General features: G+C 69.0%; 16 protein-coding genes and 1 rRNA gene. 9 read left to right on the forward strand and 8 right to left on the reverse strand.

Annotation, left to right across the window (positions count from 1 at the left end):
- The 4 genes from rrf to ACFOW8_RS20170 all read left to right on the forward strand — a co-directional run.
- A 5S ribosomal RNA gene (gene rrf, locus ACFOW8_RS20155) occupies positions 1–114 on the forward strand; the annotation flags it as partial.
- 261 nt (positions 115–375) lie between these two features.
- Positions 376–1,014 carry a YdcF family protein gene (locus tag ACFOW8_RS20160; RefSeq protein WP_378552518.1) on the forward strand — a complete coding sequence of 213 codons (639 nt, stop codon included), beginning with the start codon at positions 376–378 and terminating at the stop codon, positions 1,012–1,014.
- A gap of 88 nt (positions 1,015–1,102) precedes the next feature.
- A complete protein-coding gene (locus ACFOW8_RS20165; RefSeq protein WP_378552520.1) occupies positions 1,103–1,912 on the forward strand; it encodes an SAM-dependent methyltransferase in 810 nt (269 codons plus the stop codon).
- 44 nt (positions 1,913–1,956) lie between these two features.
- Complete coding sequence (locus tag ACFOW8_RS20170; RefSeq protein ID WP_378552522.1) at positions 1,957–3,237, forward strand: diguanylate cyclase domain-containing protein; 1,281 nt, start codon at positions 1,957–1,959, stop codon at positions 3,235–3,237.
- A 19-nt stretch (positions 3,238–3,256) separates the two neighbouring features.
- Here ACFOW8_RS20170 and ACFOW8_RS20175 read toward each other — a convergent pair whose 3' ends face one another.
- Complete coding sequence (locus tag ACFOW8_RS20175) at positions 3,257–4,249, reverse strand: acyl-ACP desaturase (protein WP_378552525.1); 993 nt, start codon at positions 4,247–4,249, stop codon at positions 3,257–3,259.
- A 204-nt stretch (positions 4,250–4,453) separates the two neighbouring features.
- On the opposite strand from ACFOW8_RS20175, the gene ACFOW8_RS20180 reads away from it, so the two are divergent.
- Together ACFOW8_RS20180 and fadD32 are read left to right on the forward strand one after the other, a co-directional pair.
- Positions 4,454–5,674, forward strand: coding sequence for a KasA/KasB family beta-ketoacyl-ACP synthase (locus ACFOW8_RS20180; RefSeq protein ID WP_378552527.1), 1,221 nt, complete (start codon positions 4,454–4,456; stop codon positions 5,672–5,674).
- Between the two features lie 84 nt (positions 5,675–5,758).
- Positions 5,759–7,642, forward strand: a complete 1,884-nt coding sequence (fadD32, locus tag ACFOW8_RS20185) for a long-chain-fatty-acid--AMP ligase FadD32 (RefSeq protein ID WP_378552529.1) — start codon at positions 5,759–5,761, stop codon at positions 7,640–7,642.
- 52 nt (positions 7,643–7,694) lie between these two features.
- On the opposite strand, the gene ACFOW8_RS20190 is transcribed toward fadD32, so the two are convergent.
- The 3 genes from ACFOW8_RS20190 to ACFOW8_RS20200 form a co-directional block, all read right to left on the reverse strand.
- Positions 7,695–8,240: a YceI family protein gene (locus ACFOW8_RS20190; protein ID WP_378552531.1), complete on the reverse strand. Its 546-nt coding sequence runs from the start codon at positions 8,238–8,240 to the stop codon at positions 7,695–7,697.
- A gap of 88 nt (positions 8,241–8,328) precedes the next feature.
- On the reverse strand, positions 8,329–8,523 hold the full coding sequence (locus ACFOW8_RS20195) for a hypothetical protein (protein WP_378552534.1): 195 nt from the start codon (positions 8,521–8,523) through the stop codon (positions 8,329–8,331).
- Positions 8,520–9,746: an MFS transporter gene (locus ACFOW8_RS20200; protein WP_378552536.1), complete on the reverse strand. Its 1,227-nt coding sequence runs from the start codon at positions 9,744–9,746 to the stop codon at positions 8,520–8,522. The genes ACFOW8_RS20195 and ACFOW8_RS20200 overlap by 4 nt, the downstream gene beginning before the upstream one ends.
- Before the next feature lie 105 nt (positions 9,747–9,851).
- Between ACFOW8_RS20200 and ACFOW8_RS20205 the strand changes: the two genes are divergently transcribed.
- Positions 9,852–10,694, forward strand: a complete 843-nt coding sequence (locus tag ACFOW8_RS20205; protein ID WP_378552537.1) for a DUF72 domain-containing protein — start codon at positions 9,852–9,854, stop codon at positions 10,692–10,694.
- A 239-nt stretch (positions 10,695–10,933) separates the two neighbouring features.
- Positions 10,934–11,293, forward strand: coding sequence for an Rv3235 family protein (locus tag ACFOW8_RS20210; protein WP_378553163.1), 360 nt, complete (start codon positions 10,934–10,936; stop codon positions 11,291–11,293).
- A 1-nt stretch (position 11,294) separates the two neighbouring features.
- Here the strand turns inward: ACFOW8_RS20210 and ACFOW8_RS20215 are convergent, their stop codons facing one another.
- The 4 genes from ACFOW8_RS20215 to ACFOW8_RS20230 all read right to left on the reverse strand — a co-directional run bounded on the left by ACFOW8_RS20215 (position 11,295) and on the right by ACFOW8_RS20230 (position 14,758).
- A complete protein-coding gene (locus ACFOW8_RS20215) occupies positions 11,295–11,579 on the reverse strand; it encodes a metallophosphoesterase (protein ID WP_378552538.1) in 285 nt (94 codons plus the stop codon).
- A 338-nt stretch (positions 11,580–11,917) separates the two neighbouring features.
- Positions 11,918–12,730: an ion transporter gene (locus ACFOW8_RS20220; RefSeq protein WP_378552540.1), complete on the reverse strand. Its 813-nt coding sequence runs from the start codon at positions 12,728–12,730 to the stop codon at positions 11,918–11,920.
- A 257-nt stretch (positions 12,731–12,987) separates the two neighbouring features.
- Entirely contained in the window at positions 12,988–13,443 is a 456-nt protein-coding gene (locus tag ACFOW8_RS20225) for a DUF4254 domain-containing protein (RefSeq protein WP_378552542.1), read from the reverse strand.
- A gap of 169 nt (positions 13,444–13,612) precedes the next feature.
- Positions 13,613–14,758 carry an acyl-CoA dehydrogenase family protein gene (locus ACFOW8_RS20230; protein WP_378552544.1) on the reverse strand — a complete coding sequence of 382 codons (1,146 nt, stop codon included), beginning with the start codon at positions 14,756–14,758 and terminating at the stop codon, positions 13,613–13,615.
- Positions 14,759–15,098: 340 nt separating this feature from the next.
- On the opposite strand from ACFOW8_RS20230, the gene ACFOW8_RS20235 reads away from it, so the two are divergent.
- Positions 15,099–16,385, forward strand: coding sequence for a hypothetical protein (locus ACFOW8_RS20235; RefSeq protein ID WP_378552546.1), 1,287 nt, complete (start codon positions 15,099–15,101; stop codon positions 16,383–16,385).
- The last annotated feature ends 41 nt before the right edge of the window (positions 16,386–16,426 follow it).

A 16,426-nucleotide genomic window follows, 5' to 3' on the forward strand; every position in this document is an offset into this window, starting at 1 on the left:
GGCGGTTATAGCGGTGGGGAAACGCCCGGTCCCATTCCGAACCCGGAAGCTAAGGCCACCTGCGCCGATGGTACTGCACTCGACAGGGTGTGGGAGAGTAGGACACCGCCGGACATACTTTGCGAAAGGCCCTCCAACTACGGTTGGAGGGCCTTTTTGCGTTTTCGCACGCTTGATGGGGGCGCGCGGTAACTCCATCGGGCAGGCTCGCCCCGCCGCCGCCTGACTCAGGCATGCCCGACCCGCAACTAGCGGGCTCCTGGGTTCACGACCACGGCGCGCAGCAGCAGGACTGAAGTGAGCAATTTTCAGAAACCGGCCCGGCAGGCGGTCGCCGTCGGTCACCATGGTCCCACGTTGATTCGGGAGGTCCCCATGGATTGGCTGTTCTCACCTACGTCACTGCGACGCTGCACCGTCGCACTCCTAGTCCCCGCGGCGCTGATCGGCGCCGTTGCCATCGCGTCGCCCGCGTCCGCCGCGCCGGCGCCCGGCCCCTTCGCCGACGTCGCCGACCGCGTCGCGGTGACCGCCAACTCCGTGGCGGGTATCGCGGGCATCGATCTCCCCGACACCTACGGACCGGAGACGGCGATCGTCGTGCTCGGCTACGGTCTGCTTCCGGACGGCACCATGCGGGCCGAGCTGGGCAATCGGCTGCACGCCGCGCTGATCCAGGCGTTCATGTCGCCGTCGTCCCCGGTGATCGTCACCGGCGGCAACCCGCGTAACGGGATCACCGAGGCGCAGGTGATGGCCGAATGGCTGCGCCTGCGAGGGGTGCCCGCGCATCGGATATTCACCGAGACCAAAGCCGGGTCGACGGTTCAGAACGCAGAGTTCGCCGCCGAGGTGATGGCGGCTCTCGGGCTGCACAGAGCGGTGCTCATCACCTCGGCCGATCACATGCGCAGGGCGCTGGAGAACTTCCTTGCGGTCGGCGTTCCGGTGGTCGCCACGATGACGCCGGACACCGCGCCGCTGTTCGCCAAGCCGTTCGGCGCGGGGAACTAGCTCTACCGCGCGCCGGAAGGGTTCGCGCGCACTACGATGCGTCTGGCGTCATCGCGGGGTGCGAGGACGGAGTGGACAGGGGTATGTGATGGATAGGCCTTCGTGGGCACCTGAGGGCGTCGATATGCAACAACCGAGCCCGGCTCGGATGTACGACGCGCTGCTCGGCGGCTCGCACAACTTCGCGGTCGACCGGATGGCCGCGGAGATGGGAGTCAAGCTGGTCCCGGACCTACCGCGGCTGGCCCTGAGCAATCGGGCCTTCCTTCGGCGGGCGGTGCGGTTCATGCTCGACTCCGGGATCCGGCAGTTCGTCGATGTCGGGTCGGGCATCCCCACCGCGGGCAATGTGCACGAGATCGTGCACGAGCTGGCGCCGGCGGCCCCGGTGCTCTATATCGATGTCGACCCGGTGGCTGTCGCTCACTCGCGGGCGATCCTGCAGGGCAACGAACATGCCGGGGCGATCGAGGCCGACGTGCGCGAGCCCGACGCCATGCTCGCCGCAGTGCGCGACACCGGGCTGATCGACTTCTCCGAGCCGGTCGGCCTGCTGCTGGTCGCGGTACTGCACCTGGTGGCCGACGAGGACGATCCGGCCGGGAAGGTAGCCGAACTGCGGGACGCTGTCGCGCCGGGCAGTCTCATAGCGATTTCACATCTATCGTCCGCGTCGCGGCCGGAGGATGCCGGTAAGCTGGGTGCGCACGCGGTGAACGAGACCAAGGTCGGCATCCATTTCCGGTCCAGAGACGAGATCACCGGGCTTTTTCAGGGATGGGACATGGTCGCTCCCGGCGTCGTCGAGTTGCCGCTCTGGCGGCCGGAGTCGGAGCGCGACCAGCACGAAAAGCCAGGCCGTTCGCTAGGGCTGGCCGGGGTGGCGCGCAAAGACTGAGCCGTTCGCACGGCGGGGTCGTGAGATGACAGGGTGGACGAGCAGTGGGGTCGTGGGAGCTGGCGCAGCGGTGGGCGGATGCCCTCGACGGCGTCGTCGCCCCCACGCTGAACCGCTCGCAGATCGAGGAGATGCTCGCGGCGCTGTGCATCGGACTGATCGACGCGGCGCGCGGTGGCGAGGATCCCGATATCGCGCGCCGGTCCGCCAGGATGCTGGTCGCCGCCAACTACCGTGATCCGGCGGCGGTGAGCAGGTCGGTGCGGGTGATCTGCGACGACCTGGTCACCGCGGCCGCCGACGGTCCCACCGATCCCGCCGTGCCCGAGATCAGGGACCGCGCGATCGGGCTGGCCGCCGACTTCGCCGCAGGCTTCACCGCCGCGCTGCGGGCGGCTGCCCTGGCCGAACAGGAAGCGACGCTGGCCGCGGTACTCGCCGCCGCGCAGGAGGCCGAGAGCAACCGGGTGCTGTCGGAGGCCCGTTTCGAGGCGGTGTTCGACGGCGCCATGGTCGGCATCGGCACCGTCGACATGACCGGCCAGGTGGTGAACTGCAATGCCAGGATGGCCGAGATGCTAGGCCAGACGCCCGAGACCATGCCGGGCCGCACGGTGGCCGATATTCTCGGGCCGCAGAATCTGAATCACGCTTTCGTCGAACTGCAGCGCATGGTGGCCGGCCAATCGGACAGCTTCCGCACCGAGACCGAGCACCTGCACGACGACGGCGAGGTCACCGTCATCGACCTGTCGATGTCGGCGGTGCGCGACGCCTGCGGCGATATCCGGTTCCTGATCGGCGTCGCCGTCGACGTCACCGAACGTAAGAAGCTGGCCGATCGGCTGTGGCACGACGCCAACCACGACGCGCTCACCGGGCTGCCGAACCGCCCACACCTGTTCGGCAAGCTGGCCGAGACCGAACCTCCGGTCGGGGTCTGCTACCTCGACCTCGACGGCTTCAAGGAGATCAACGACCTGTGGGGTCACACGATCGGCGACCGGGTACTGCGCATCGTGGCCGACCGGCTGCGCGATACCGTGCGGGCCGCCGACGCGACAGCGGCCAGGATCGGTGGTGACGAGTTCCTCGTACTCGTCGAGAACTGTTCGGGGCAGGAACAGCTGGGGGCGCTGGCCGATGAGCTGATGGCGGAGCTCACGGCACCACTGGAAGTCGACGGTCATATGCTGGCGGTCGGGGTGAGTATCGGCGCCGCCTATTTCGACGAAATGCCGAGCACCGTAGACGAACTGGTGCACGCCGCCGACGCGGCCATGTACCGGCGCAAGCACGAGGCGCGGCGCGATCCGGCGCGCTAGCGCCGATCGCGCCGCACGCTCACACCAGCTCGGCCGCGCGGCGCGCCGCCCGCGCGAGCGAGCGATCGCGCTGTTCCTCGAAGCGCGCCACGTCCGCGCGCAGGCGGTCGAGGAACGCCGCGAGGTCCTCGCGGACTCGCTCGCCGCGCGCACCGAAATCATTGCGCTCGAAGATGTTCCACTTGCGCAGTACGGGCAGTAACACCTCGTCGAGGTGCTGGCGCAGGTCGTAGATCCCGTGCTTGGCCATCAGCACGCCGTTGCGCCGCCAGCCCGGCATCCCGGCCCCTGGCATCTGGAAACCTTGCACGATGGTGTTGATCGCCTCGATGGTCTGGTCGGGCGCGAGGTCGAGCGCGGCCGCGCACAGGTTGCGGTAGAAGATCATGTGCAGGTTCTCGTCGGCGGCGATGCGGGCGAGCATGCGGTCGGCGATCGGGTCGTCGCAGACGCGGCCGGTATTACGGTGGCTGACCCGGGTGGCCAGCTCCTGGAACGTCACGTAGGCGACGGAGTAGAGGAAACCCGCGCCGGACTCGGGCCGGATGTCCTGCTCGCCCGCCTTCGCGTCGACCACCGCCATGGCCGAGTAGCCGTTGGTCATGTGGACCATCCTGGCCTCTTCCAGGGCCACCGGGTCGACCCCGCGGGTGACGACGAGGTAGTCGCGCAGCACGATGCCGTGCCGGTTCTCCTCGGCGGTCCACCGGCCCACCCAGGTGCCCCACGCCCCGTCCTTGGAGAAGTTCTCGGCGATCTCGCGGTGGTAGGAGGGCAGATTGTCCTCGGTGAGCAGGTTGGTGATCATCGCCGCCCGTGCCACCTCCCCTAGCGCGGATTGCTCGGTGTCCCAATCGATTCCGCCCATGGCCGCGAAGTTGCGGCCTTCGTCCCACGGGACATAGTCATGGGGGTGCCAGTCCTTGGCCATCGACAGGTGCCGGTCGACATTGCGTGCCGCGATCGGCTCCAGTTCGATGAGCAATTCCAGCTGGGTGAGGTTCCTGGCCACGCTCGTACCCTTTCGGTCCGGTAGTGTTGCCCGTCGTCGCCGACAATAGCCCCGGTGCATGGCGGCTCCGAACGACACGGTGCGCTCGCGCCGTTTCCCGGAATTTGGGCGCGTCGCGTCGCCTGCATATACGCTCCACCAGTTCAGCTCCATCAAGCGGTTCCCGATCAGTCGTGGCATAGCTAGAGAGAGTGAGCGAGAAATATGACGGACATCGTGGTCACGAGCCTCGCGGCGACCACATCGATCGCGGGTGACGTCGACTCCACCTGGAAGGGTCTGCTCAACGGGGAGAGCGGTATCGATGTCCTCGACGACACCTTCATCGACGACTTCGACCTGCCGGTGCGGATCGGTGGCCATCTGAAGGTCTCCCCGGCCGCCTCGCTCACCCGCGAGGAGGCGCGCAGGCTGTCGTATGTGGAGCAGATGGCCGTGGTACTCGGCCGTGAGGTATGGCGCAACGCGGGCAGCCCCGAGGTGGATCAGGACCGGCTCGGTGTCTCGGTCGGTACCGGCCTCGGCGGCGCCGAATCGCTGATCTACGCGCGCGACAAGCTCGGCAACGGTGGCTACCGCAAGGTGTCGCCGTTGACCGTCGGGGCGATCATGCCCAACGGGCCCGCCGCCTGCGTCGGTCTCGAGCTAGGTGCCCGCGCCGGAGTCTCCACCCCGGTGTCGGCCTGCTCGTCGGGTTCGGAGGCGATCGCCAACGCCTGGCGGATGATCGTGATGGGCGACGCCGACATGGTGGTGACCGGCGGCGTAGAAGGCTCCATCCAGGCGCTGCCGATCGCGGCCTTCACGCAGATGCGCGCCATGAGCACCCGCAACCACGACCCCAAGGCCGCGTCGCGCCCGTTCGACGCCGATCGGGACGGCTTCGTCTTCGGCGAGGCGGGCGCGATGATGGTGCTCGAGACCGAGGAGCACGCCAAAGCGCGGGGCGCGACGATCCACGCCAGGCTGCTCGGCGCAGGCGTCACCTCCGACGGATTCCACCTGGTCGCCCCCGATCCCGAGGGCACCGGCGCGGCGCGGGCGATGACGAGGGCGCTGCAGACCGGCGGGATCAGCAGTACCGATGTCACCCACATCAACGCGCACGCGACCGCGACGCCGATCGGTGACACCGCCGAGGCCAACGCGATCGGCAAGGCGATCGGTGACCACGCCTCGGTGTACGCGCCCAAGTCGGCGCTCGGGCATTCGATCGGCGCGGTCGGCGCGCTGGAGGCGGTGCTCACCGTGCTCAGCGTCCGCGACAGCGTCATCCCGCCCACCCTGAACCTGGAGAACCAGGATCCCGAGATCGCGCTCGATGTGGTCTCGGGGCAAGCCAGGACCGGGCGAATCGACTACGCGGTGAACAACTCCTTCGGATTCGGCGGGCACAACGTCGCTATCGCCTTCGGTCGGTACTGACGATCGCCGCGGCGGCGCGCCCGCCACTTGCATTGCACGATCGGGGCCTCTCGGCGAGGCATTGTGCGTGGAAAAGGATTGGGAATGATCGGCGAGACTTTCGATGACTATGTGGACGAATCGGGCAATATCCGGATCCCCGGTGATCAGACTCTGATCGATTTCGTCGACAAACACAGTGAAGACAACGGGGATGATCTGGCCTACCGCTTCATCGACTATTCCCGGGAACGCGAAGGGGAATATCTGGAACTGACCTGGCGGGAATTCGGGGTGCGGCTGCGCGCGGTGGCGGCGCGGTTGCAGCAGGTCACCGCGCCCGGCGATCGGGTCGCGGTGCTCGCGCCACAGGGCCTGGACTATGTCGTCGCGCTGTTCGCGGCGGTGTACGCGGGGAATGTGGCCGTGCCGCTGTTCGACCCGGAGGAACAGGGTCACAGCGACCGGCTGCACGCGGTGCTCGGCGACTGCGAGCCCGCAGCCGTGCTCACCGTCGGTTCGGCGGCGGCCGGGGTGCGCGCGTTCTTCCGGGAACAGCCCGCCGCGCAGCGGCCGCGGATCATCGCCGTCGAGGCGATCCCGGATACCGTCGGCGCCACCTGGCGCAGGCCCGACATCAATATCGACAGCGTGGCCTATCTGCAGTACACCTCCGGCTCGACCAGGGTGCCCGCGGGTGTCGAGATCACCCACCGGGCCGTCGGCACGAATCTGCTGCAGATGGTCGACGCGATCGGGATCACCGAGAACGCGCGCGGGGTGACCTGGCTGCCGCTGTTCCACGACATGGGGCTGCTCACGGTGATCCTGCCGACCATTGGCGGCAAGTTCATCACCATCATGTCGCCGAGCGCGTTCGTGCGCAGGCCGTCGCGCTGGATCAAGGAACTGGCCGCCCAGGCCGATGGCGCCGAGATCTATTCGGCGGCACCGAACTTCGCGTTCGAGCACGCGGCGACGCGCGGAGTGCCCAAGGGGGACGAGGCGCTGGACCTGTCCAATGTGATCGGCCTGATCAACGGCAGCGAGCCGGTGTCGGTGGCCTCCATGCGCAAGTTCAACGAGGCGTTCGCCCCGTACGGGCTGTCCAAGACCGCGATCAAGCCGTGCTACGGGATGGCCGAGGCGACGCTGTTCGTCTCCGCGACCCGGCGCGCCGACGAAGCCAGGGTGGTCTATGTCGACCGGCACAAGCTCAACGACGGCCGGATGGTCGTGGTCGACGAGCATTCCGCCGACGCGGTCGCACAGGTGTCGTGCGGGTATGTGGCACGGTCGCAGTGGGCGGTGATCGTCGACCCGGAGACCGGGATCGAGCGCAGGGAGGGCGAGGTCGGCGAGATCTGGCTGCACGGCGACAACATGGGCATCGGGTACTGGGGCAGGCCGGGCGAGACCGCGGAGACCTTCCACAACCGGGTGATCGCCCGGCTGCCGGTCGGTAGCAAGGCCGAGGGCGCGCCCGACGACGCGCGCTGGATGCGCACCGGTGACTTCGGCGCCTATCACGACGGTGAACTGTTCATCACCGGCCGGGTGAAGGATCTGGTGATCGTCGACGGGCGCAACCACTATCCGCAGGATCTCGAACACTCGGCCCAGGAGGCGAGCACCGCCTTGCGGCCCGGCTTCATCGCGGCCTTCTCGGTGCAGGCCGGGCAGCTGCCCGCGCCGGTGCGCGAAGCCGGTGGCGGCGCCGACGAGATGGCCGAGCAGCTCGTCGTGGTCGCCGAACGCGGTACCGGCGCGGCGAAACTGGAGCCGGGTCCGATCGCCGACACGGTGCGCGCGGCGATCGCGCGCAGGCACGGAGTCACCGTGCGTGACCTGCTGCTGGTGCCCGCCGGGTCGATTCCGCGGACCTCGAGCGGCAAGATCGCCCGACGGGCCTGCAAGGCGGCGTATCTGGACGGGACACTGCGCGGCGGGCATCGTCAGCAGGCGTATCCGGACGCGCCGGAGGAATGAGCGGTCCGGTCACCGGGGCGCACCCCGGTGGCCGGTCACCGGGGTGCCCGGCTCAGGCTTGCAGACCCACCTCGACATCCAGCGTGAGCGCGATCTTGTCGCCGACGACGGCACCGCCGTCGGCCATCGGGATATCGGTGGTGATCCCGAAATCACGGCGGTTGATCGTGGCGGTCGCGGTGAATCCGGCGACCGGCGCATCGGTCATCCCGGGGCCGGAGCCGAGGAATTCGACGTCGAGGGTGACCGGGCGGGTGGTGCCCCGGATGGTGAAATCGCCGGTGACCTCGAACTCGGAACCGGCCGGGCGGAATCCGCGCGCGGTGAAGGTGGCGACCGGATAGTTGGCCGCATCGAAGAAGTCGGCGGTGGCCAGATGACCATCGCGCTGGGCGTTGTCGGTGGTGACGGACGCGACCTGGAACTGCACGTCGGCGTCGGCCGTGCCGTCGGGGTGCACGACAAGTGTGCCGCCGAAATCGGTGAACCGACCGCGCACCTTGCTCACCATCAGATGCCGAACCGAGAACTCCAGGGCGGAATGGGCCGGGTCGATGACCCAGGTTCCGGCGGCCAGATCCTTGGTGGGTGCCGACATGATCTCTCCTCACTGAACGGACCGGCCGTGCGGCCGACAAACGGTGAAGCGATGACGGCCTTCAGCCTAGCCCGGCGGGGTCGGTGCGTCAGCCCTCGCTGCTCGTGCGTTCGCCGAGGAAACGCCGCAGCGCGGACTCGGCGGAGGTGAACCGGTCGACCTCCTGCCCACCGGTGCATTCGAACAGCCCGACGGTCACCGTGTCACCGGCGCGGCCGAGCACCCGCCACACTCCGCCGGACTCCGCCCAGCGCCGCAACACCTCGACCGGGTCGCTGCTCATCGTGGCTCCCGGTAGTTCGCGGCGACCAGTGCCAGGCAGGCCGCGGCCAGCAGCGCGGTCACCAGATACATCGCCGGATAGCCGAATCCGAAGCCGCCGTGCAGGGCCGAGAGCACCGCGGGAACGCCGAAGCCGAGGTAGCTCACCGAATAGAAGACCGCGGTGAGTCCGGCCAGATCGCCGGGGCCCGCGACGCGTTCGATCTGCTGGAGCCCGGCGACCAGCCCGATGCCGTAGCCGCTACCGAGGACGACGGCGGTCAGCAAGGTCGCCGAGACGCTGAGGGTGGCGGCCGTCCACGCCGCGAGTAGCATGCCGATGGTGAGCAGCACCAGCGCCACCACTGCGGCGCGGGTGGTGCCGGGCCGGTCGATCCGCCGGGCCACCGACTGGATGAGGAACCCGCAGCCGAGCGCGACCATGGTGACCAGGGCGGAGAACGCGATGGGTGCCTGCTGGACCCGCGGCAGCATAAGCGTCGGCAGCACCGCGTAGGCGGTGGCGTTGGCGGTGAACAGCCACAGCGCGATCGGAACGGCAACCCGCAGGAACCGGCGATGCCCGGCGGCCGGGATCTTCAGGTCTTCGGTGAACGGTCCGGGATCGGCGCGCGGCACGACGGTCTCGGGCGCCCGGCTCAGCCAGACCGCGGCGGCCAGGCACAGCGCGGCGTTGACCAGGTACGCGGTGGAGTGCGGCAGTGGACCCCATTCGGCCAGGGCGCCGGCGACTCCGGCGCCGAGTGCGAAACCCGCGGTCAGGCTCATCGCCGAACGGCGGGCGCCGGTGCCCGCCGCCGCGACAGCGTACGGGGGCTGCGACAGCTCCTTGACCCAGCTGCCGCCGACCGCCATCGCCAGCCCGAGCGCGACGCCGGACAGCATCCGCCCGGCGGCCAGCATCGGCACCGAGGCGGCACCGGCCGCGAGCAGCAGCGAGCCCGCCGCGGCGATGAGCGGAGCGGGCAGCATGAGCGGGCGCCTGCCCCACCGGTCCGAGAGCGGGCCGCCGATCAGCATGGCGGGCACGATGCCGAGCACGTAGTAGAACAGCAGCAGGTCCACCGCGGTGAGTGGCAGCCCGTCGGCCTTGTACATCACCAGCAGCGGGGTGAACTCGTTGCCGCCCCAGGCGATCGCCACGATCGCCGCGGCGACGCCGAGCCAGGCGCGGGGACGGGTACCCACGGCAGCATCGAGCCGCTCGGTGGTGAGAATCGCCATCACAGGCCCTTTCCGTCATGCGCGCACCGTGGCACGCTCCGGGGGCGAATTGGTGGCAACCGGTCTCATTTTAGGTGCGGCATCCGGCTGTACTACCGTCGGCCTGTGCGTGAGCTGCGGGTGGGATGTGCGATGTGGACCCACCCGAACTGGCAGGCGCGGCTGCCCGCGCCGGGGGAGCGGTTGCGCGCCTATGCCGGGTACTGCGGTGCGGTCGAGGGCAACACGACGTTCTACGCGACGCCGTCGGCGGATACCGTCGCCTCCTGGGTCCGGCAGACCGCGCCGGATTTCCGGTTCGTGCTCAAGCCGCCGCGCGCGGTCACGCATGAGCGCAGGCTGGTCGACGCGCACGGCGAGCTGGCGGCGTTTCTCGAGGTGATGGCGCCGCTCGGTCCGCGGGTACACGCGCTGTGGATCCAGCTACCCGCCTCGTTCGGTCCGACCGATCTCGGCGCCCTCGCCCGGTTCCAGCGCGAGCTGCCCGCCGGGCTGCGGTGCGCGGTGGAGGTGCGCCATCCGGCCTTCTTCACCGATGAGCGGGCGGCGGTGCAGCTCGAGCGGGTCCTCGGGCGGATCGGGGCCGAATGGGTGCCCTTCGACACCACCGTGCTGTTCGACGGACCGCCCGGCGACCCGTCGGAGTACGAGGCGCGGGCCAAGAAGCCCCGGGTGCCACGCCGGATGCGGGCACTGACCGAATACCCGATCGTGCGGTATCACGGCCGCGCCGATCCCGACCGCACGGTCGCGGGCTGGCAGCCGTGGGTGGACACGGTCGCGGACTGGCTGCGGGAGGGCCGCTCGCCGACGGTGTTCGTGCACACCCCCGACAATGCCGCCGCCCGCGACCTGGCCCGCCGCTTCCACGAAGCGGTCTCGGCCGTCGTGCCTGGCCTCCCGCCGCAGCCGGTGCCGGCGCCGACCGAACCGATGACGCTGTTCTGAGCGCGCGTGTTCGGATTCACCGGACGGTTGTCGGTGGGTCGTGGCATGCTGTGCGCGTTCACTGGGGAGTGGGTGGGCGTACTCGGAGGGGACGGGTTATGTCCGGGGATGGGTTGTCGTTGGCTCGGGTGCCGCGGTGTGAGCCGGGTGCCGGATCTGGCCGTGGTGTCGCGCCGGGTGTGTCTGTGGCGCCGCGGGTTTCAGAGCGGCGGACGTCGGGCGGTGCGGGCGTGCGCCGAATGGTGCGCGCGGCGTGTGAGGCCGGTACCGGTGATGTGGAGGTGGGTGCGCGGGGTTTCGCGGAGCGGTCGGTGCGGTTGCTGCTCGAGGTCGTCGACCGGCGCAGGAATGTCGATCAATTGTGCTCGGTGGCGGATCGGCGGGTGGTGGAGTCGGTGCGCACGATGCTGGTTCGTGGACTCGCGCCCGGTGCTGGGCTCGGGTCGGCGGCGCTCAAGCAGGTGCGGGTGGTGGTGGCGGGGTCGGCGGGTGCGGAGGTGTTCGCGTCGTACGAGCGGGGGTCGCGGACCTTCGCCCTGGCCGGTCGGGTGGAGTTGTCGCGCGGGCGGTGGTGGTTGGTGGCCTTGCGGATGTTCTGATTCACCGCGCCGCGGTCAGACCGGAGAAGTCCCGGACCACCTGGTGATTGCGGTCGGCGAGGGTGCCGAGGGCGTGATCGGGGTGCAGGCCGGAGTACTGCCTAGCGACGTCATGGTTGCCGCGGCACACCAGATAGTCGTTGCCGTACCGGCCCCACCCGTCGAGGCGGGCGCGAATCCCCGTGACCTGTTCGGCGGTGTCGCGGTCGGTGAGATCGCCGGCGACGACGAGATGGTCGGCCGCGCGTTCGGGCCGCCGGATGTCGTGCAGCAGCGCATCGGTCATCACCTGCGGGTAGTGGCCGTCGTCGTGGCGCAAGTCCGGGTGGCAGCCCGGCCACGATGAGGCCGCTGCGGTCCTCACCCCAGTGCAGGTCGTTGGCCAGCACGATGGTGCGCAGCAGCCTGCCGGGCGGCGGCGGGAGCGGTGCGGAAGACACCGGTCAGCTCGGGCGTGCCGGGTCTGCGGGTCACCCAGGTGCGGCCCGCGACCGCACGCACTCCGTCGGAGCAGGCGGTGAACCGGTAACGGCGGCCCGGTTCGAGCATCGCCGAGCTCCGTTCGCCGTCTCCGTGCCGACGGTACGGGCGCCGGTCGAACGCGTGTGGGCCGTGACGTGGCCGTCAGCCGCCGTGGTCGTGGCGAACGCGGGCCCCAGCGGCGTCGAGTGCGTCCAACCGGGCGTGCATGGTGCGCAGCAGTTCCAGGATCTCGCGGCGTTCCTCGTGCGCGACCAGCTCCCGTGACTCGGTCTCGGCCCGCTGGTCCTGATCGTGCACCTCCTGGGTGGCGCTGACGATGATCGCGATGAACAGATTGAGCACGACGAAGCTGGTGAGCAGGATGAACGGGACGAAATACAACCAGGCGTAGGAGTACTCGGCCATGATCGGCCTGGCGATCCCCATCGACCAGCTTTCCAGCGTCATGATCTGGAACAGGCTGTACACGCTGCGGCCGAGGTCGCCGAACCAGTCGGGAAAGCGCCCGCCGAACATCTCGGTGCCGATGACCGCGAACACATAGAAGAGCAGGCCGAGCAGCGCCGCGGACCAGCCGATACCCGGCAGTGCGCGGGTCAGGGAGTCGACGAGCATCCGCAGGCGGCGCACGGTGGACAGCAGCCGCAGTACCCGCAACACCCGCAGTGTGCGCAGCACCGAGAGCGGGCCGACCGCGGGGACCAGCGCGATGCCGATGATCACGAAGTCGAAGATGTTCCACCCGGATCGGAAGAACCGCGGCCCGGTCGCGATCAGCTTCAGCAGCAGTTCCAGCACGAAGACGGCGAGGAAGACGCGATCGAGAACGGTCAGCAGATCCCCGGCGTGCGCCCGCGCCGACGCCGAGGTCTCGACGCCGAGCACGACGGCGTTGGCCAGGATGACCGCGGTGGTGGTGGTTCGTACGCGCGGGGAATCGACCCACTGTGCCAAGGCGTTCCGCCAGCCTGCCGAATCCGCTTCTACCGCCGTAACACCCACCGCAGCACTCTCTTTCGCACTCAGGACGCTTGATCCTGGCACCGTGCGGGTGCCGTGTCGAATCCGAGTGAGCCCAGCAACGGCCCCGCCGCCCGAAGAGCGGGACCGCCTGCCGCGCCGGACCTGGGGGAGGGTGGGTTGAAACCCGGGCGCGGCGGTGGAGCTGTGGTGCGCCGGTTCCGTGGCCGGATCGGGCAGCGCACCACCCGTTATTCGGTGCGCGGCAGGTTCCGGCTTGGTTGCGCGCCACCGTTTTCCGGTGTGCCGTCGGCGGGGCCGTCGGGCAGCCTGCGGGCGCCGTTGGCGACCTCGACGACGAGATCGTCGTAACCGCAGGCGAGTTCGTGCAGCCGGGTCTGCGCGGCCCGCAGTTGCGCTTCGGCTCCGCAGGCCAGCGCCCGGTAGGTGAGCGCGGCGAAGTGTGCCATCCGGTCGACGACGGCGCCGATGCTCTCGGTGTGCATCGGCGCCGTGGTCGCGGGCCGCGGTGCGCGCAGCACCACCCAGCGGTCGATCTCGCAGACCAGATGCGCTCGCTGCCAATCGATCTCGCTGGTGTCGCCACCGGCGAGCTGTTCTCGCCGCTCGTGCAGGGCGGCGAGCTCGTGCGCGGCGTGCAGCACGGGATCGCCCGAAACCGCCACCCCGCAGACCGCCCGCATCATCTCGGCACGGTCCGGGAGTGTCGGTTCCTGTCCGGGCTCACCCGATGAACCGCCGTCCGTGTCCACTGTGCCGCACCGTCCTCGCTGTCGCGTTCGCGCTGTTCGTCGAAGGACATTCGGTTCGGCGGGGACTATGGATAGGCGGACCGAGCAGGTGGGGTCGCAACCGCTACAGGCTGCGGGCGATGATCTCCTTCATGATCTCGTTGGTGCCCGCGTAGATCAGCTGGACGCGGTTGTCGACCCACATGCGGGCGATGGGGTACTCGTTCATGTAGCCGTAGCCGCCGAACAGCTGCAGGCAGGTGTCGGCGACCTGCATCGCGCGGTCGGTGGTCCACCACTTGGCCATGGCGACGGTGGGGATGTCGAGTTCGCCGCGGATGTGCTTCTCGACGCAGTCGTCGATGAACACCCGCGCGATACGCGCCTCGGTGGCCACCTCGGCCAGCTTGAACTTGGTGTTCTGGAAACCGAACACCGGGCGGCCGAAGGCCTCGCGCTCCTTGGTGTAGCGCAGGGTGTGCTCCAGCGCGACCTCCATGCCCGCGACCGCGCCCATGGCCACGATCAGGCGCTCCTGGGGCAGCTGCTGCATCAGCTGGACGAAGCCCTGGCCCTCCTTGGTGCCGAGCAGATTGCTCACCGGAACGCGCACGTCCTCGAAGAACAGCTCGGAGGTGTCCTGGCCCTTCTGGCCGATCTTGTCGAGCACCCGGCCGCGGCGGAAGCCGGCCCGATCGGCCTCGACCAGGATCAGCGAGACACCGGCCGCGCCCTGGGTGGGGTCGGTCTTGGCGACCAGGATGATCAGGTCGGCCTGGGCGCCGTTGGTGATGAAGGTCTTGGAACCGTTGATGACGTAGTCGTCGCCGTCGCGGATCGCCTTGGCCTTGACCGACTGCAGGTCGGACCCGGTGCCCGGCTCGGTCATGGCGATGGCGCCGACGACCTCACCACTGGCCATCCTGGGCAGCCACTGCTGCTTCTGCTCCTCGGTGCCGTAGGCGAGCAGGTAGTGGGCCACGATGCCGTTGTGCAGGCTCACGCCCCACGAGGTGTCGACCGCGCGGGCCTGCTCTTCCATCAACACGGCCTCGTGGGCGAAGGTGCCGCCACCGCCGCCGTACTCCTCCGGGATCGACAGGCACAGCAGGCCCACTTCACCGGCCTTGTTCCACAGGTCGCGGTCCACGTGGTGCTGCTCGCGGTACTTGTCGATATTCGGGACGAGTTCCTTGTTCATGAACGCACGGGCGAGTTCGCGCAGTGCGTCCAGGTCCTCGTTCATCCAGCTCGACCGATTCGCGGCCATCGAGTCTCCTTACGGCTCGGCACAGCACTGGTTCAGGTAACCAGTGGTCACAGCTACAGTGTGACCCACTATTGGCGAGGTGGCAATAGTGGGTGCGGCTCAGCAACGGTTGGGCACCGATGGCGCGAAACTCTTGGCTCGGGACGGGGTGGGCGTTTATCTTGCAGGGTCGGACTACCGGCGGGTACCGCTTGCGCGTGTCGCCCGCGGCACGCCGGTAACGGGGAGCGGTGTCGGAGTATCGGTTTCACACCGGAGGGTGTATGGACTATTAATGGCGTGTGCCGTTCACACGTGTGGTCACCCGTCTGCCGTCGCGATGCCGGGGCGGTGGTCGCCGATGACCATCGAGACTCCCGTCGAAGACGACGTCAGCCAGCTCGCCCAACGCGTCGAACGGGCGCGTGGGCGCCTCGCCTATCAGTTCGATCCCGCGCTCACCGACGCGTTGTCGGAAGACGAGCTGCGCGCCGAGCGCGAACTCGCCGAACGCATCCGGGAACAGGATCGCGAACAGCGCTGGAAGCACACCCAGGCGATGGCGCAGGCCTCGGACCGGGCCAGGCAGACGACCGAAGCGATCGAGAAGGCCGACATGCGAGATATGCTGCTCGCCAGGAAGGCGATGGCCGCCCAGCGGCGCGAATCGAGCCCGCACGCAAAATTGGCCTCGCTGTACCGGCATCGGTCGTGGTCGCTGAAGGCGCTGGCCGGTGTGGTCGGGGCGGGCATGCTCTGGTCGGCGGTCAACGTGCAGCAGAACATCGCGCCCGGTGGGCCGAGCGACCCGCTGTTCTGGTTCAGCTACCTGCTCGAGGCGATGATCAGCGTCTGCCTGATCATCATCATGGTCGGCACCAACAAGGTGGCCGAGTGGGGCGTCATCGACAACCGGCGCCAGGTGGCGGTGGCCGAGATCGCGCTGCTTTCGCTCACGGTCACCCTCAACACCTATCCGTATGTGCGCGACGGCCGTTGGTACGACGCCGCGGTACACGCCGTCGCGCCGGTCATGATCGGCGTCGCGCTGCTCATCCACGACGCGGCGAGCGCCCGCTACGGCCTGGCCATCACCAGGGCGACGAGCCAGGTCAGGGATCTGCCCGACCCGGCGGAGAACGTGCTCAACCGGCAGCCGGGTGAAGGCGTCCGGCTCACCTACACACCCCCGATGACCGGTGCGGCAAGGGCCGAGGCGTTCGCCACCGAGCAGCAGGCCGTCACCACGCCGGTGAGCCGCGAACCGGCGTGGACGCCGACCGAACCCATCGGCAACGGCAAGCCCACCGAGAAGCGCAAGCGGTTCGGCATCGGTAAGCCGTCGGCGGACAAGGCCAAGAAGTCGGTGGTGCCGCCGGTTCCGGCGCCGGAACCGGTCGCCGAGACCAAACCGGTCGAGGCGCCCAAGCCCGCCGACGCGGTGCCTGCCGCGCGCAAGAGTGCCATCTCCGATATCGAGGCACGTGTGGAGAAGGCGTTCGCGGAGGCCAACTTCGGCTACGAGGCGATCGAGCCGGTGAGCGTGTACGACACCGGGCAGTTCCGCATCGCGGAAAGCCTGGAACAGGAGCTCAACGCCATGCGTGAGGCCAGGCGCCAAGCGCGCAAGGAACGGGCGGGCTCCTAACCCTGTCCAGTGAGAGATCCACGCTGAGCAGCTGATTCGCG

The organism is Nocardia rhizosphaerae, from assembly GCF_042650365.1.
Lineage (GTDB): Bacteria > Actinomycetota > Actinomycetes > Mycobacteriales > Mycobacteriaceae > Nocardia > Nocardia rhizosphaerae.

Excerpts from the sequence above, each read along its gene's own strand:
- fadD32 (WP_378552529.1), top strand. The coding sequence starts at position 5,759 with ATGATCGGCGAGACTTTCGATGACTATGTGGACGAATCGGGCAATATC.
- ACFOW8_RS20230 (WP_378552544.1), bottom strand. The coding sequence starts at position 14,758 with ATGGCCGCGAATCGGTCGAGCTGGATGAACGAGGACCTGGACGCACTG.
- ACFOW8_RS20180 (WP_378552527.1), top strand. The coding sequence starts at position 4,454 with ATGACGGACATCGTGGTCACGAGCCTCGCGGCGACCACATCGATCGCG.
- ACFOW8_RS20160 (WP_378552518.1), top strand. The coding sequence starts at position 376 with ATGGATTGGCTGTTCTCACCTACGTCACTGCGACGCTGCACCGTCGCA.
- ACFOW8_RS20235 (WP_378552546.1), top strand. The coding sequence starts at position 15,099 with ATGACCATCGAGACTCCCGTCGAAGACGACGTCAGCCAGCTCGCCCAA.
- ACFOW8_RS20165 (WP_378552520.1), top strand. The coding sequence starts at position 1,103 with ATGGATAGGCCTTCGTGGGCACCTGAGGGCGTCGATATGCAACAACCG.
- ACFOW8_RS20225 (WP_378552542.1), bottom strand. The coding sequence starts at position 13,443 with ATGATGCGGGCGGTCTGCGGGGTGGCGGTTTCGGGCGATCCCGTGCTG.
- ACFOW8_RS20195 (WP_378552534.1), bottom strand. The coding sequence starts at position 8,523 with ATGAGCAGCGACCCGGTCGAGGTGTTGCGGCGCTGGGCGGAGTCCGGC.
- ACFOW8_RS20190 (WP_378552531.1), bottom strand. The coding sequence starts at position 8,240 with ATGTCGGCACCCACCAAGGATCTGGCCGCCGGAACCTGGGTCATCGAC.
- ACFOW8_RS20210 (WP_378553163.1), top strand. The coding sequence starts at position 10,934 with ATGGTGCGCGCGGCGTGTGAGGCCGGTACCGGTGATGTGGAGGTGGGT.
- ACFOW8_RS20215 (WP_378552538.1), bottom strand. The coding sequence starts at position 11,579 with ATGACCGATGCGCTGCTGCACGACATCCGGCGGCCCGAACGCGCGGCC.
- ACFOW8_RS20200 (WP_378552536.1), bottom strand. The coding sequence starts at position 9,746 with ATGGCGATTCTCACCACCGAGCGGCTCGATGCTGCCGTGGGTACCCGT.